Genomic DNA, 14,534 nt, shown 5'->3' on the forward strand with positions numbered 1-14,534 from the left:
ATCTTTTCACTAAAGGCTACTAAACTACCAATATGAACAAAGAAAGGAGGAAACAAAACAGTGAATGCTAGATTGAAAAAAGGTATTTTCTGGGGAGCAATTGTTGCTTCTATGACGCTTGCGATAAGCTTTATCTTTAATCTGATTGGGGGGACAACAACACTTGCTGCAGGCTTTCACGATCATGGAGGCCCAGGAGAAACGGTGCTGCTGCATCATCACGATGTAGTTGTGCGTGAACGAGTTTTAGTCGGCTATCATAATGAACCAGCATTTCCGTGGATTTGGACCCTCATTATTATTATCATCCTGATAGCAGTGACTGTCCTTGCCGTTAAAAGCTTCAGGAAAAAATCGCAAGCTTCATCGATGCAGCAATTTATTGATACTTCCATCATGAGTACACCAAAACCGTCTGTGAATTATACGAATGCAACGATTTTAGATGAATGGGAAAAGAATAACGCAGAAAAAAAGGAGAGAATGTAAATGGGTATTTTTAAAAGAATAAAGACAATTGCTAGAGCGGATATTAATAGTTTATTAGACAGCATGGAGAATCCAATTGCGATGCTGAATGAATACACTAGAGAAATGGAACAGGAGCTTAGCAAGGCACAGTCCGCTTTATCTAGACAAATCTTTGTGGAAAAAAAGCAAGCGGCACTTATTTCACAAACAAAGGAATTAGTGGAAAAGCGAGTCCGCCAAGCGAAACTGGCTCTTGAGAAGGGTGATGAAGGGATTGCTAAATTGGCAGTGCAAGAAAAAATCAATTTAGAGACTCAGCTTAATCTTTATGAACAGCAGCTAATCACACTTAAGGAACAAACGAATATTTTGAAGGGAAAATTCAATGAGCTCCAAGTAACTTATAATGAGCTTCAGCATAAGAAAATTTTACTTGCATCCCGTGCAAATGCAGCAAAATCAATCAAGCAGATTCAAAAGGTTACTATTGATTTTAATGGCGAAACAATCACAAAAGGTATAACAAGAGCAGAGGAAAGAATCCTCTTTATGGAAGCAGAAGTGCAAGCAGGCAGCTATACTTCCAACCCGCTAAACAGCTATAACAATATAAGCTTTTCCAATGTGAGCGATGAGGAAATCGCCAAAGAACTAGACAAGCTTAAAGCTGATAAAGAAGCAATATGAGTGGTTGACAAGAAGGGGAAGTGCCTGAAGTAAAAATAGGTGCTTCTCCTTCTTTAATAAACGTGAAAGGAGCTAAAAAAATGAGAGAAACAATTCAAGACTTACTTCAAATCAATCCTATATCTTATCTAAGTTATGACAAGGCACTGCCAATTTTTATTTATCTAGCAATAGCATTAATTGTGTCTGTCATTCCGATTGTTAAAGCTTGCTTTTCCATTTGGAACACTTTGCTGTTGAATATTATCAGCGATATAGCTGCTGGCAGAAAAATCAGGGGCATTAAGAAGAAGAAACAGCTGCTTGAGGGTGAAGCAGACGGGAAAACATTAAAAGCTGCTTTTCATATGTATTTAGGACACACAGGCGCTTTAATAGCAGCTACTGGTTTATTTTACTTAGTTTCAAAGCAGCAGTACGAATTTATTTTCTATATATTAATCGGGCTTCTTGGGTTATCGTTGTTGTTCTGGATTCGCAGCTTTGTCGGGTTTGTCTGGGCCATTCTTTCTATTGCCATGCTAACAGCACCGTTGTATTACGGCGATGAAACGATCATTATGCATGGTGCGACATTTCTAGCAGCTATTATCCTTGTTCAATCTGTCCTCGGGTCCTTTGTTCAGCTGAAAAGCAGCGTTTCTAATAGAAAGTTAATGAAAGGAAAAGGAATCTTCGGAAGGCTTAAGTGGGTCCCAGCAATGATGTTTGGAGTAGTGCTGATTGGCCAATCTCTTTATGCAGGCTTTTTCATTGTTACTACTTTCTTAAGTTAATTTTAAGAATATGTTGCTAGGATTGGCAGAAAGTGAATAAGACTTCAGACTTATAATAGATACAAGAAATAATAAAAAAGGAGGAGGAGTTTTACATGAACATACTCTTAGCGGAAGATGATTTCCAGCTTGGTGAGCTAGTTGAATATATGTTAAAGAAGAAGGGCAGCTATAAGGTCGATTGGGTTACGGACGGGGAAGACGCATACGATTACGCGAAAGCCTCACACTATGATATATTGATATTGGATTGGATGATGCCTAATGAGGATGGTGTGTCTGTTTGCAGACGGTTAAGATCCAGCGGCTATTCTGGAGCAATCTTAATGCTGACTGCTAAAGATGCTGTAGAGGATCGAATCATCGGATTGGACGCGGGAGCAGATGACTATCTTGTAAAGCCCTTTGAAATTGAAGAGCTCCTTGCCCGCTTGCGTGCTCTGTCCCGACGCAATTATGCACCTATTCTTGAAGAACAGCTGTCCATTCATGAAATGCAATTAAACAGGCTCAGCCAGACAATCTCCAATGGAGCAGACGAAGTACAGTTAAGTCCTCGTGAGTTCCAGATGCTCGACTTGCTCGTGCAAAACCGTGGACAAGTGCTGCCAAGGGAAGTGATTCTTGACAGGATTTGGGGTTTGGATGCAGATGTATCCATGAAAATAATTGATGCAACAGTCAAGCTGCTCCGCAAGAAGTTGGACATGATTGGTCAAAATGGGCTGCTCCAAAGTATAAGGGGGGTAGGTTATAAATTTGAAAGCTAAAATAGCGTCTCTTGTTTCTATCTGGAAAGGACGAAACAACCAGGATATCTTTAAAAGCACTCAATATCGGCTGACTGCACTTTACAGCGGCTTGCTAATGCTGTTTTTGCTCCTGTTCATTATTGTTGTTTATTTGCTATTATATTTTACTATTTTTAAGGAGCAAGAACGCGAGCTGAAGGTGACTGCAGAACAGGAAGCAAGCAGTATTGAAGCCTATTTAACACAGACAAATCAAACTAATCTTCTTGAATTTCAAAACCAGAAATCACTGGAGAAGGATGTAGATCAGTTTTTCTTTTATGTTGTTAATACTTCTGGTTCACTTGTTCTGGGAGATGAAACGGTGTCTGATTCCCGGTCTGAAATTTTAAACAAGCTGGATGGCTGGGATCCTTCTGAAAACGAAATTCGCAGTGAAACGATAAAAGTGGACAATATAACAGCCGAAAGAAGATTTAAAACGAGAGGCAGAGTAGAAGAGTTCGAGTCAGATCAAAAGCAAGAAACCGTGCGGCTCCTTGTAGCAGCACAGCCTATATACCATCATGGCCAAGAAATCGGCTTGCTTTACATAGGTAAGGAAATCTCGTTTGCGTACCAGCTTTTTAAAATGCTTCCCTTTATCCTGCTAGGGATAGCCGTTCTTTTTATGGGAGTCGCTATTTATATCAGCTACTATATGTCCAAAAAAGCGATGATTCCGATTTCAAGAACGTTTGCGAGACAGAAGGAGTTTGTTGCAGACGCGTCTCATGAATTGCGGACACCGTTGAGTGTGATGCTATCTTCTATAAATGCAATGGAAATGACAGCAGAGTTTAAAGAAGAGGATTATTCACACAAGCTTCTTTTAAATATGAAAAATGAAGTGAAAAGAATGACCGGTTTAGTCGGAGATTTATTAACAATTGCCCGATCAGACATGGAGAAAATAGAGTTGGCAAATGAAACCTTCGATTTTTGCCCCTTAGCAAAAAAAACAATCCAATCTTTAAAAATGCTTGCTGATTCGAAACAAATTAAATTATACTTACATGCCCCTGAAGCACTGATTGTGCATGGAGATTCACAGCGTTTTACACAGCTGTTGTATATTCTAGTAGATAATGCAATTAAGTATACTCCGAACGGCGGAGAAGTCTTGCTGTCATTGGCTGCTGATGGGAGAGAACTAGTGGTGGAAGTTAAAGATACTGGTATCGGAATCGACCCGAAAGATCAGCAGCGAATCTTTGACCGTTTTTATCGCACAGATAAATCAAGAACAAGACAAGTCGGGGGTCATGGCCTTGGGCTTTCTATTGCAAAATGGATTGTCGACAGCTATGCAGGGACGATTCACGTAAGCAGTGAAATAGGCAAAGGAAGTGTGTTTTCCATTAGAATTCCTATACAAAAAGAAAATGATAAATAATCTGTTTGATGACAGGGAAAGAGCCTAATCTTTAGGAGAGGTTAGGCTCTTTTTGCGTTAGTCGAAAATTGTCGATAAAAAACAGTTTTGTATTTATAGAATTTTTTGTAAAATTAAAATATAAGAATAAGTAAAGGGCAAACTGCTTGAAAGAGTAGGGCGCAAAGCAACAGATCTAAGGGATTTCTATGATGGCTGTGCTGCCTAAAAACCAGGAGGGCGTATGGCTGACACAAGTGCTGAATTAAAATTGGATATGGAATGGATTCAATTAATAGTAGAAGCAAAAGAACTTGGATTAACGATTGAACAAATTAAAGAATTTATTAACCAGCAGAGCTAAGCGTTTTTAACATACATATATGGATAGAAAAAAGGTCAAATCTATAGATTTGACCTTTTTTATTACCAGCTTATTGTTTGATAAATTCCGGCAAAAACATTTGAGCATTATTTCGTCCGCTCCGTTTGGCAGTATAAAGTGCGGCATCTGCTTCTCGCATTAAAGTTTGAATAGTTTCGGCAGCATCATTTGTAATAAAGGCTGTATGGGAAACACCTAAGCTTAAAGTAGTATATATATTTATTTCGTGAACGGTGGCGAAGCTTTCTGAAACTTTCAGGCGGATAACATTGGCTAAACGGTATGCTTCATTTAAGGACGTTTCTGGAAGGAGGATGATAAATTCTTCTCCTCCGTATCTACCAATTATATCTTCGTCACGAATGGTTTTCTTTGCTACTTTAGCTACATGAGATAAAACGATATCTCCAGCTTCATGTCCGTATTGATCATTAATTTTTTTGAAAAAATCTATATCAAACATAATGAGAGAGACATTTGCTTGAATTGTTGAAGCTGAAAGCATTTCTTCTGCTTTTTTTAAAAAATAGGTACGGTTGTATACTTGTGTAAGGCCATCAATAGATGCAAGCTGCTTGAGCATTTTTTGCATTTCTATCTTTTCTGTAATATTAACAAACGAGACTATTTTCCCTATTTTACCTAACCTATTATCCTCGACAAGAGAGAAATGTACTTGATGATAAATGCTTCTATTCCCTTGATTCCATTCATAGTCACAATCTACACCTTTATCAATAATCTTCAAAAGCTTTAGGTTGCCTATAAGAAGGCTGCTTAAAGGTTTTCCAATTACAGAAGCATTTAGACTTGGAATGATAGGAAGTATAGCATCATTATAATCAAGGATTACACCATTTTGATTTAATACAATAACCCCTTCTTTCATTCTCTCAAATACAGTATCCCTAAATATTGGCATTACATTGAACATCTTGAAGGTCAGAAGAGCAATAGAATGAAATATAAAGGATAAGCTCATGGATACTGGTCCAAGATCAATTCCATAAGGGCTTAGATTGTTTAAGTAAAAATAATTTGCAATAATTGGGAAAATTAAGCCTGCTGACATAGTAACTATTTGTATTCGAAACATAAAGGAAGCATTTTTCAGTTGTTGTAGCAATGTAATAATACTAACAGTTAAACAGAAGAACATATAAAAAGCATGAACATAAAATAATGGTCCATATTCCAACTTTAAGATAGGAAACGGTACATCGCTTCTTAGCGCAACAGAAGAGTAGTACAGATGGTGAAGGTCATTGGTTGCTTGCATGAAAATTGTAAAGCATGGAATTAGAAATAGGATGTAATAGTTCCACTGCTTTAGCTTTTGGCCAACGTATTCCAAACACATTAAAAAGAGAAAGGCCGGAATAAAAGGCATAACAAGATACTCCATAGTTACCCAAAGTTTTATTGTCTTAAGAGAGGTGCTTGATAACTCAAAGACATAAAAAAAGGAAAATATAGAGGAAAATAAAGTTGCATATTGATAAAATCTGGCACCTGGTGCACCTTTCAGCTTAAAGTAGGAAAATATGTACAGAAATAAGCTTAAAGAACCTGCAACAATAACCAATAGTATATAAAAAATCAATTCGTTATACATCAAATTGTAGTACTCCAATAATTTTAAATGGATCTAACAAAAACTTGGCTGATTATATTAGTATGTCATTCTTCAATTATACTTTAAGATACTGCATTAGGTAAGCTATTTTAGAAACTATTGAATAGTGATGGAGTACCTTCGTACACCATGTTCATGCATAAAAGGCATCAGTAATACAAAAAATAATAAATAACATCCTACATAGGAAACTTTTAACAGCCTTATACAGGCGAGGGATACTTATGAAATTATTTAAATTAACAGTCATAATAAGCTTTTCACTGCTATTTTTAACAGGCTGCTGGGATAGAGCGGAGCTATCAGAGGTGTCTATCGTAACAGGTGTGGCAATCGATAAAGGAAAAACGAAAAAATACAGGTTAACCATTGAGACCACGGAAGCGAGAGAAATGAATTACCAAACTGCAACAGGCATGGCCCCATCATTTGTTTATTCATTAGAGGGGGATGCAGTAGGAGAAATTGCTCATAAATTTAATATATCTAATGCATCTCGTCTAGTTTACTCTCATATGAGACTGCTTGCAATTAGTCAGGAAGTGGCGGAAACCGGCACGATGGACTTCATGGATTTTTTTGACCGCAACAGAGAAATGCGTGATGACTTTAGTATAGTGATCGTTAGAGGACAAGATGCAGGAAGTTTGTTGGAAGTTACAAATATGTACAAAAAAAGCCCGTCCTTAAAAATCTTTACACAATTGAATACGATGCAGAAAGAGTGGGGCGGGGCACCTGATATTAAGTTAAATGATTTTGTGCGTTTATATAATGCACAAGGTCAGTCTCCTGTCCTTGCAGCAGCCCGATTAATTGGTGATCCAAAAAAAGGCGGAAATGTTGAGAACTTAAAGAGTGAAGTCCCTGAGAGTTCAGTAGTTATTGACTCAATTGGCGTAATCAAAAACGGTAAACTCGTTGGTTTTGCAACATTAAAGGAAGTTAGAGACATGCTCTTTATTCAGGGAAGAATAAAGAATACAGAATTGACGGTTAAATGTATTAAGGGAGATAAGAAGTTTGGCTATCGTATTACTAGCACAAAAACAAAGGTAACAGCGAAAGAGAAAAATGGCATTCCAACCTTCCATGTTAAAATTAAGGCAGAAGGCTATTTAGAAAGTACAGGTTGTACAAATGAATTTAAAAAGGAGTCTGCTTTTGAAGGGCAGGAAAAAGCTATTAACAAAATGATGGAAGACGAGATAATGCGATTTATTAATAAATCTAGAGAAGAGTATAATGCGGATATATTTGGTTTTGGAGAGTTTTTACGAGAACAAGATTATAAGCACTTTAAGAAATACGGAGTTCAATGGGATCAAGGCTTTGCCAAAGCAGATATAAATATTACTTTCGCTGCAGAAGTAAAAAGAACTGGTTTGAGAAGCAATCCATATATGATGAAATAAATAATTGATATTCACGTGAACCTCGACCAATATGTCGAGGTTTTAAACTTTCTTTTAAAATAATTTACTTTAATGGTAGCTTACGTTATTATACGTAGAAATACTGTGTACATAAATATTCTATGTACTTCACTTTTGAATGGAGTTTAGAGAAATGAAAATATCTTTTTTAGGTTTATTATTACAAATAGTATTCGTTCTGTTGATAACGATGTTTAATCATGTGCGCGTTTTTGTTATGGAGCAATACTCTATCTATCATGTAGCTTTATTTGAGTTGTTTATAGGTTTGGGTAGCTTTATTTGCGGAATTATCGGGCTGGTAAAAAAAGAAAATATAATGCTTTCCTTTTTTGTTATGGGGTTTGGGCTGCTGATTTGCATCTATTTTGTTTTTATATATCTATTAGGAGAAGCGGGGAATCCACCACCTATTCGGTGGCTTTATTTTATCTAAAAATTTGTTGTTCCACATGAATTTATAAAAAAGTAGCCATTGGTAACAATAGATATTAGAGGAACAGCTTATTTTCAAAGCTTATCTTTCTTAGAAACGAAGAAAAAAATCATTATAAATCAAAAAGACTTTAAATTATTGTTTATAATTTTTAATTGAAAAAATTCCTACTTAAAAAATGCCGATTTCTGTTGTTCAATTGAGAATAACTGCTGATGAATAGTAATGAAATTCGGCAATAAATGAATTAAACTACAGCGTCCTTATGAGAAAAAATGTTGATTTTATCGATTTTTTGATAGCCTTTTCATTTTATCTAGATTAAAATAATTACATTTTTTATTTGATTATAAATAATGATTGTTTTATAATACTAATTATTAATTTAATATTATTAAGTTATAAAATTTATTGTTAATTTAATAATACATCAAATCACTTTTAGGAGGAAATTTTTTATGTCATTAATCGGTAAAGAAGTAGCAGAATTCTCAGCTAAAGCATTTCACAACGGTGAGTTCATCGATGTTTCTGAACAAAATTTAAAAGGTCAATGGAGTGTAGTTTGTTTCTATCCAGCAGATTTCACATTCGTATGCCCAACTGAATTAGAAGACCTTCAAAACCAATATGGTGCTTTGAAAGATCTTGGAGTAGAAGTTTATTCTGTATCTACTGACACTCACTTCACACATAAAGCATGGCACGATCATTCTGATGCTATCGGAAAAATTGAATACATAATGATCGGTGACCCTTCTCAAAAAATCTCTCGTATCTTTGATGTGTTGAATGAAGAAGAAGGCCTTGCTGATCGCGGCACATTCATCATCGATCCAGACGGAGTTATCCAAACAGTTGAAATCAATGCAGACGGAATTGGCCGTGATGCAAGCACGCTTGTAAATAAAATTAAAGCTGCACAATATGTTCGCAACAATCCAGGTGAAGTTTGCCCGGCTAAATGGCAAGAAGGTTCTGAAACACTTAAGCCAAGCCTTGATCTTGTAGGAAAGATCTAAGGAGTGTCATCAATGATATTAGATGGAGACATTAAAGCACAATTAGAACAATATCTTCAGCTGATGGAAGGCGACGTTTTATTAAAGGTTAGTGCAGGTACTGATAAAGTATCTACTGATATGCTTGCTTTAGTAGATGAACTGGCAACTATGTCGCCAAGAATTAAAGTAGAAAAGACTACTTTACAAAGAACACCAAGCTTCAGTGTTAACCGTATCGGAGAAGACACTGGTGTCATCTTTGCAGGAATTCCATTAGGCCATGAATTTACTTCATTAGTTTTGGCACTGCTTCAGGTTAGCGGAAGAGCTCCTAAAGTAGACCAAAGCTTGCTAGACCAAATTAAGAACATCAAAGGCGAATACCATTTCGAATCGTATATCAGCTTAACTTGCCATAACTGCCCAGATGTTGTTCAAGCATTGAATGTGATGAGCATTTTTAATCCGCAAATATCACATACAATGATTGACGGCGGAGCATTTAAAGAGGAAGTGGAAAGCAAAGATATCATGGCAGTGCCAACTGTTTTCGTAAATGGTGAGCCATTTGGCAGCGGCCGTATGACTTTAGAAGAAATTCTTAATAAAATCGGCAGCGGTCCAGATGCTTCTGAACTTTCTAGTAAAGACCCTTACGACGTACTAGTTGTCGGCGGCGGTCCAGCAGGTGCTAGTGCAGCTATTTATGCAGCACGTAAAGGGATTCGCACAGGGCTTGTTGCTGAACGCTTTGGCGGTCAAGTAATGGATACATTAGGTATTGAGAACTTCATTAGTGTGAAGCATACTGAAGGTCCTAAGCTTGTTGCCAGCCTTGAGGAGCATGTGAAGGAATACGGCATTGATGTAATGAACTTACAGCGTGCTAAGCGTTTAGAAAAGAAAGATTTAATTGAATTAGAGCTGGAGAATGGTGCAGTTCTTCAAAGTAAATCTGTCATTCTTTCTACAGGAGCTCGTTGGAGAAATGTAGGCGTGCCTGGTGAAGCTGAGTTTAAAAACAAAGGTGTTGCGTACTGCCCTCACTGTGACGGACCATTGTTTGAAGGAAAAGACGTAGCTGTTATCGGCGGCGGTAACTCTGGTATTGAGGCTGCAATTGATTTAGCTGGTATTGTAAAGCATGTTACAGTGCTTGAATTCATGCCTGAACTAAAAGCAGATAAAGTACTGCAAGATCGTCTATACAGCCTTCCAAACGTTACAGTATTAAAGAATGTACAAACAAAAGAAATTACCGGTACAGATAAAGTAAACGGTATTTCTTATATCGATCGCGATACAGAAGAGGTTCATCATGTTGAACTTCAAGGTGTGTTTGTTCAGATTGGTCTTGTGCCAAATACTGACTGGTTAGGTGACACAATCGAACGTACTCGCTTCGGTGAAATCGTTGTAGACAGACACGGTGCTACAAACATTCCTGGAGTTTTTGCTGCAGGAGATTGTACAAACAGTGCTTATAAACAGATTATTATTTCCATGGGATCAGGGGCAACGGCGGCTCTAGGCGCATTTGATTATCTGATTCGCAACTAAATATAATATAAAAGGCTTTCGGTAACTACTTTGCCGAAAGCTTTTTTTTACCTTCTATTTGTTCCCCTATCATAGCTTCCGTAACCTGTCACTGCTCCGTTCAACAAGGAATTGTAATAAATACAATAAAGGAGCTTTCATAAAGAAATAAATAAAAAACTGCACATTGTTAAAGCGAACTAATGTATAGTATTTAAGTTTCTTTGCAGCAAAAGTATAAGGAAATGCGAAAAAAGCATGTATTAATGCATTGATTATCATAAACTTTTTAAAATTCCCATAGGCTATCTTTAATGTCCACATGGAAATGAAAATAAATGGACCAGTATTAAAAGGCAATTCATCGACCCAATAGGTGTTTGGCTTATTATAAAAAACCCACCACTTACGGTCTTTGCCAACTTTTGCATGCAAAATTTCAATAATGCCAATTATTAAGGTAGCAGGAAGAAATCTTTTTATATTTTTAACACCGATAAAATATAGCGACAACCATGAAATCGTAACCATACAAATATTAAGTAGCGATTGAATTTTAAATGACATATTGAACCCTCACACTTTTTTTATTAGGATTCTTTTTTTAGTATTTATTATTCATAAAAAGTGTTTTCCGTACACTGCTGTAGTACTGAAAAGTCTGTTTGATATTGGAGGGCATATAGCTTGAATAAGAGCAATGAAAGGAGAAAATTTTCATACGCCAAGCATGCTAGATGGAGAAACCACAACCTCTGCTAGCGCGCCATTTTCAGAAAAATGATTTTTTAACTCTTATAAGAAGATAAATCCCCTTCTAAATTAATGTTAGAAGGGGATTTTTAAAACAACAGTATGCTCTCCTTATCGTGTTTTCCGATAGTGCAAAGGAGTTTCTCCATATTTCTGCTTAAACATTTTGTAAAAATAACTGGGATCATTATAGCCGATTTCATAAGTGATATCTGCAATTGGCATATTCGTTTCCCGCAGCAGTTTTTTTGCTACGCTTAATCGTTTATCGTTCAATAATTCAAAAAAACCTTTCCCTAAATTTTGTTTAATTTTAGAAGACAGGTAGTTTTTATTAAATTTAAATGTTTTTGCAAGGGAAGCAAGTGATACATCCTGATAATGACAGTCTATGTAGCGGATGATTTCAATCATTTTACTGTCCATCGTGTTCTGCTTCTCGCCCCAAGCCCGATTTTCCAGTATACGACTCAGTTCATAACTTAATATGGAAAAGTAATGTTTCATAACCTCCTGTTTGAAATGCTTTTGATTAAAATATTCAACCATCATATTCCGTAGTACGGATAAAATCGTCTCTTTTCCTGACACATCAATCAGTAAAAAAGTGCTGTGAGCGGATTTTTCGCGAATAGCATTAAGCAGAAATTCGCTGAAAATCGAATGTGATTGGAAAGAGTCAAACAAAATATCCATCGAGAAAAAATTCTCATGTACTAAAATATTGATTAAAATATCATTTTCTCCAATATTATCAACTTTTTGGACCACATCTTTATCCATTACGATAATGTGGTCCTTTTTTAGTTCAATTTTTTCATCATTAATATACTGCGTACAGTTTCCAGAATACATATAGTTTATTTCAACAAAGTCGTGGGTGTGTGCTGGAGTGTATGAAAATCTTTGCTGTTTATTGATAAAAATATTTCCCTCAAGAAAAAATGCCTCTTTTGGGATTTTCGGGACTTTTTGAAGGGCATAAGGAAGGTTTAACTCGTTAATATTTTGTTTTTCTTTTCGTTGAATCTTTTCAACTTCTGTATGGCTGAAAAGGTACTCATCTAATGTCGATAATTCCATGTGCTTAATATCCTTTCCGAATATTTTACTAAACCTGAACAAAGACCATATTTTCAAGAATAAATGCCATTTTATCTAGATTTTATTTAGATTATACTTCGTATGTAAGCGTTTCACAAGTAGTGAGAAAGGATGAAAATAGTGAATTATTGGATTTGGTTTCCAGGAGATTTTGAAATTTACCATATTATGAAACAAAATTTTAGTCGAGAAGAACGTGGCTTTGATTGGCCTGCCTATTGGTTTACAGCTGGTTGGAACCATAATGTTAAGTTTAAACAAACGTATCATCTCAAAGAAAAGACAACTTTTACGGTACATGCTAAGGGGAAGGGGCATGTAGCTGTTACAAGACGGGAGGAGGCTGGTAGTGAACAAGTCGATAAATACCCATTTGAACAAACTATTACTTGTAATCCAGGTAAAATAACGGTTGAAGTGATTGTTTGTCATTTGGGAGGATTGCCTAGTATCTTTGTGTGCGGGCAAACTATATTTTCTGATGAGACTTGGTTTGCTTCAAACTATATCGAATCAGATCAGGCTGTAGGTGTAAGCGCTCTTTTTGTGGATAAAGAGCAAGATCCGATGGAATTTCCTTACACATATGAACAAAAGACACCCTCGAAGATTGAATATGTAAATGGAGGTACATTGCTAGATTTCGGTCATACCATTACAGCAAAAACAAAAGTGATTTTCTCCGAAAGATTTCATCCTATTACGTGTTGTTACGGTGAGAGCAGGACAGAAGCACTTGATGTTAAGGACTGTTACCTCAAACAAGTGATAAACACTCGTGATGATAAAGACCTTGAACTATTGGAAGAAAACACTTTTGTTACCCGACTGCGAGCGTTTCGCTATATCTTTTTACCCAATGTAATGGATGATTCAGTAATGATTACTGCTATCCGGCAATATGTTGAGTTCGGCGGAGTAAGTCAGTTCCACTCATCAGATCAGCAGCTCAACCAAATTTGGGAGGTTGCCGATCGCACTTTCCGTACTTGCAGTGATATCTTCTTTTTAGATGGAGTTAAACGGGATAAATGGGTATGGTCGGGAGATGCCTATCAAAGCTATTTCATTAATCGCTATAGTTTTTTCAACAAAGAAATTGTTGAGCGGACAATTCTTGGGCTCCGCGGTACCAATCTTATGCAACAACATCTTAATACAATTATCGATTATTCCCTGTATTGGCTGATAAGCATTGAAGAGTATTATCAAACATTTAGTGATCGCAGATTTATTGAGGGAATTTATCCGAAAATGGTATCCCTGCTGCAATATTGTGAATCCCAAACGAATGAACACGGTTTTATTTACGGTAAACCAGGTGATTGGGTGTATATTGATTGGGCAGAGTTTGATATTTCAGGCCCGCTCTGTGCAGAACAAATGCTGCTGGCCCGTGCTTATCAAAGCATGATGAGCGTTGAGAAAGCATTGGGAATGCCAAATGGAGACTTACAAGCAAAATCAGAAAAGCTAATAGCCAATATCCATAAATATTATTGGGACGAAGAGAAGGGCGGCTTTATAGACAGTTATGAATCTGGTAAACGGAACATAACAAAACATGCTAACATCTTTGCCATACTGTTTAATATAGTTGATGAAAAAAAAGCAGCGATTATTAAAAAGAATGTTTTATTAAATCCAGCAATTAATGATATTCATACACCGTATTTTAAGTTTTGGGAGCTTGAAGTAATGGCACAAATTGGTGAATATTCGTATGTCCTTGAGCAAGTTAAATCCTACTGGGGCGGGATGTTAGCTGAAGGTGCGACGACTTTCTGGGAATATTACGACCCTAACGAAACAGGTGCCGAAAAATATGCAATGTATGGTGATAAATATGGGAAAAGTCTCTGTCACGCATGGGGGGCCAGTCCTATTTATTTAGTCGGGCGTTACCTGTTAGGCGTTCAGCCCACAGCACCAGGGTATAAAAGCTTTGAAGTGGCTCCACAAGTAGGCCTTTTTAAAGATTTCTCCTGTGTATTGCCAGTCGGAGCAGGGCAAGTAAAAGTTGAATGGAGCAAGCAACAACTTACTGTTACAGCAAACGTATCTGGAGGAGTTCTTCGTCTAGCTAATCGAATTATTCCTATCGAAAGAGAGCAGGAATTAATTATTAACTTATAAAAAAG

Annotated in this window: 14 protein-coding genes and 1 riboswitch; of the genes, 11 read left to right on the forward strand and 3 right to left on the reverse strand. The window is 36.7% G+C overall.

Annotated features, from left to right (window positions below; translation table 11 throughout):
- Nucleotides 1–60: 60 nt before the first annotated feature.
- The 6 genes from LXM54_RS19995 (at nucleotide 61) to LXM54_RS20020 (ending at nucleotide 4,464) form a co-directional block, all read left to right on the forward strand.
- Nucleotides 61–489 carry a hypothetical protein gene (locus tag LXM54_RS19995; RefSeq protein WP_233316998.1) on the forward strand — a complete coding sequence of 143 codons (429 nt, stop codon included), beginning with the start codon at nucleotides 61–63 and terminating at the stop codon, nucleotides 487–489.
- Nucleotides 490–1,158, forward strand: coding sequence for a PspA/IM30 family protein (locus tag LXM54_RS20000; RefSeq protein WP_233316999.1), 669 nt, complete (start codon nucleotides 490–492; stop codon nucleotides 1,156–1,158).
- A gap of 80 nt (nucleotides 1,159–1,238) precedes the next feature.
- Nucleotides 1,239–1,934 (forward strand): M50 family metallopeptidase, encoded by a 696-nt coding sequence (locus LXM54_RS20005; protein ID WP_233317000.1) that lies wholly within the window; start codon nucleotides 1,239–1,241, stop codon nucleotides 1,932–1,934.
- Nucleotides 1,935–2,029: 95 nt separating this feature from the next.
- Entirely contained in the window at nucleotides 2,030–2,704 is a 675-nt protein-coding gene (locus LXM54_RS20010) for a response regulator transcription factor (RefSeq protein ID WP_233317001.1), read from the forward strand.
- On the forward strand, nucleotides 2,694–4,121 hold the full coding sequence (locus LXM54_RS20015) for a sensor histidine kinase (RefSeq protein ID WP_233317002.1): 1,428 nt from the start codon (nucleotides 2,694–2,696) through the stop codon (nucleotides 4,119–4,121). Before LXM54_RS20010 ends, LXM54_RS20015 begins: the two co-directional genes overlap by 11 nt.
- Nucleotides 4,122–4,247: 126 nt before the next feature.
- Nucleotides 4,248–4,329: riboswitch (cyclic di-GMP riboswitch) on the forward strand.
- A gap of 15 nt (nucleotides 4,330–4,344) precedes the next feature.
- Nucleotides 4,345–4,464 carry an anti-repressor SinI family protein gene (locus LXM54_RS20020; RefSeq protein ID WP_233317003.1) on the forward strand — a complete coding sequence of 40 codons (120 nt, stop codon included), beginning with the start codon at nucleotides 4,345–4,347 and terminating at the stop codon, nucleotides 4,462–4,464.
- 70 nt (nucleotides 4,465–4,534) lie between these two features.
- Here LXM54_RS20020 and LXM54_RS20025 read toward each other — a convergent pair whose 3' ends face one another.
- Nucleotides 4,535–6,100 (reverse strand): histidine kinase N-terminal 7TM domain-containing diguanylate cyclase, encoded by a 1,566-nt coding sequence (locus LXM54_RS20025; RefSeq protein ID WP_233317079.1) that lies wholly within the window; start codon nucleotides 6,098–6,100, stop codon nucleotides 4,535–4,537.
- 245 nt (nucleotides 6,101–6,345) lie between these two features.
- Here LXM54_RS20025 and LXM54_RS20030 point away from each other — a divergent pair, with 245 nt between their 5' ends.
- The 4 genes from LXM54_RS20030 to ahpF all read left to right on the forward strand — a co-directional run bounded on the left by LXM54_RS20030 (nucleotide 6,346) and on the right by ahpF (nucleotide 10,557).
- A complete protein-coding gene (locus LXM54_RS20030) occupies nucleotides 6,346–7,536 on the forward strand; it encodes a Ger(x)C family spore germination protein (protein WP_233317004.1) in 1,191 nt (396 codons plus the stop codon).
- 154 nt (nucleotides 7,537–7,690) lie between these two features.
- Nucleotides 7,691–7,993 (forward strand): hypothetical protein, encoded by a 303-nt coding sequence (locus LXM54_RS20035; RefSeq protein WP_233317005.1) that lies wholly within the window; start codon nucleotides 7,691–7,693, stop codon nucleotides 7,991–7,993.
- Nucleotides 7,994–8,451: 458 nt separating this feature from the next.
- Nucleotides 8,452–9,015, forward strand: coding sequence for an alkyl hydroperoxide reductase subunit C (ahpC, locus tag LXM54_RS20040; RefSeq protein ID WP_233317006.1), 564 nt, complete (start codon nucleotides 8,452–8,454; stop codon nucleotides 9,013–9,015).
- A gap of 12 nt (nucleotides 9,016–9,027) precedes the next feature.
- Nucleotides 9,028–10,557, forward strand: coding sequence for an alkyl hydroperoxide reductase subunit F (ahpF, locus tag LXM54_RS20045; protein WP_233317007.1), 1,530 nt, complete (start codon nucleotides 9,028–9,030; stop codon nucleotides 10,555–10,557).
- 69 nt (nucleotides 10,558–10,626) lie between these two features.
- On the opposite strand, the gene LXM54_RS20050 is transcribed toward ahpF, so the two are convergent.
- Nucleotides 10,627–11,103, reverse strand: a complete 477-nt coding sequence (locus LXM54_RS20050; RefSeq protein WP_233317008.1) for a hypothetical protein — start codon at nucleotides 11,101–11,103, stop codon at nucleotides 10,627–10,629.
- A 297-nt stretch (nucleotides 11,104–11,400) separates the two neighbouring features.
- Nucleotides 11,401–12,372 (reverse strand): AraC family transcriptional regulator, encoded by a 972-nt coding sequence (locus LXM54_RS20055; protein WP_233317009.1) that lies wholly within the window; start codon nucleotides 12,370–12,372, stop codon nucleotides 11,401–11,403.
- A gap of 141 nt (nucleotides 12,373–12,513) precedes the next feature.
- Between LXM54_RS20055 and LXM54_RS28320 the strand changes: the two genes are divergently transcribed.
- Entirely contained in the window at nucleotides 12,514–14,529 is a 2,016-nt protein-coding gene (locus LXM54_RS28320) for an alpha-L-rhamnosidase-related protein (RefSeq protein WP_233317010.1), read from the forward strand.
- The last annotated feature ends 5 nt before the right edge of the window (nucleotides 14,530–14,534 follow it).

Source organism: Bacillus sp. Au-Bac7 (assembly GCF_021341655.1).
Taxonomy (GTDB): Bacteria; Bacillota; Bacilli; order Bacillales; family Cytobacillaceae; genus Niallia.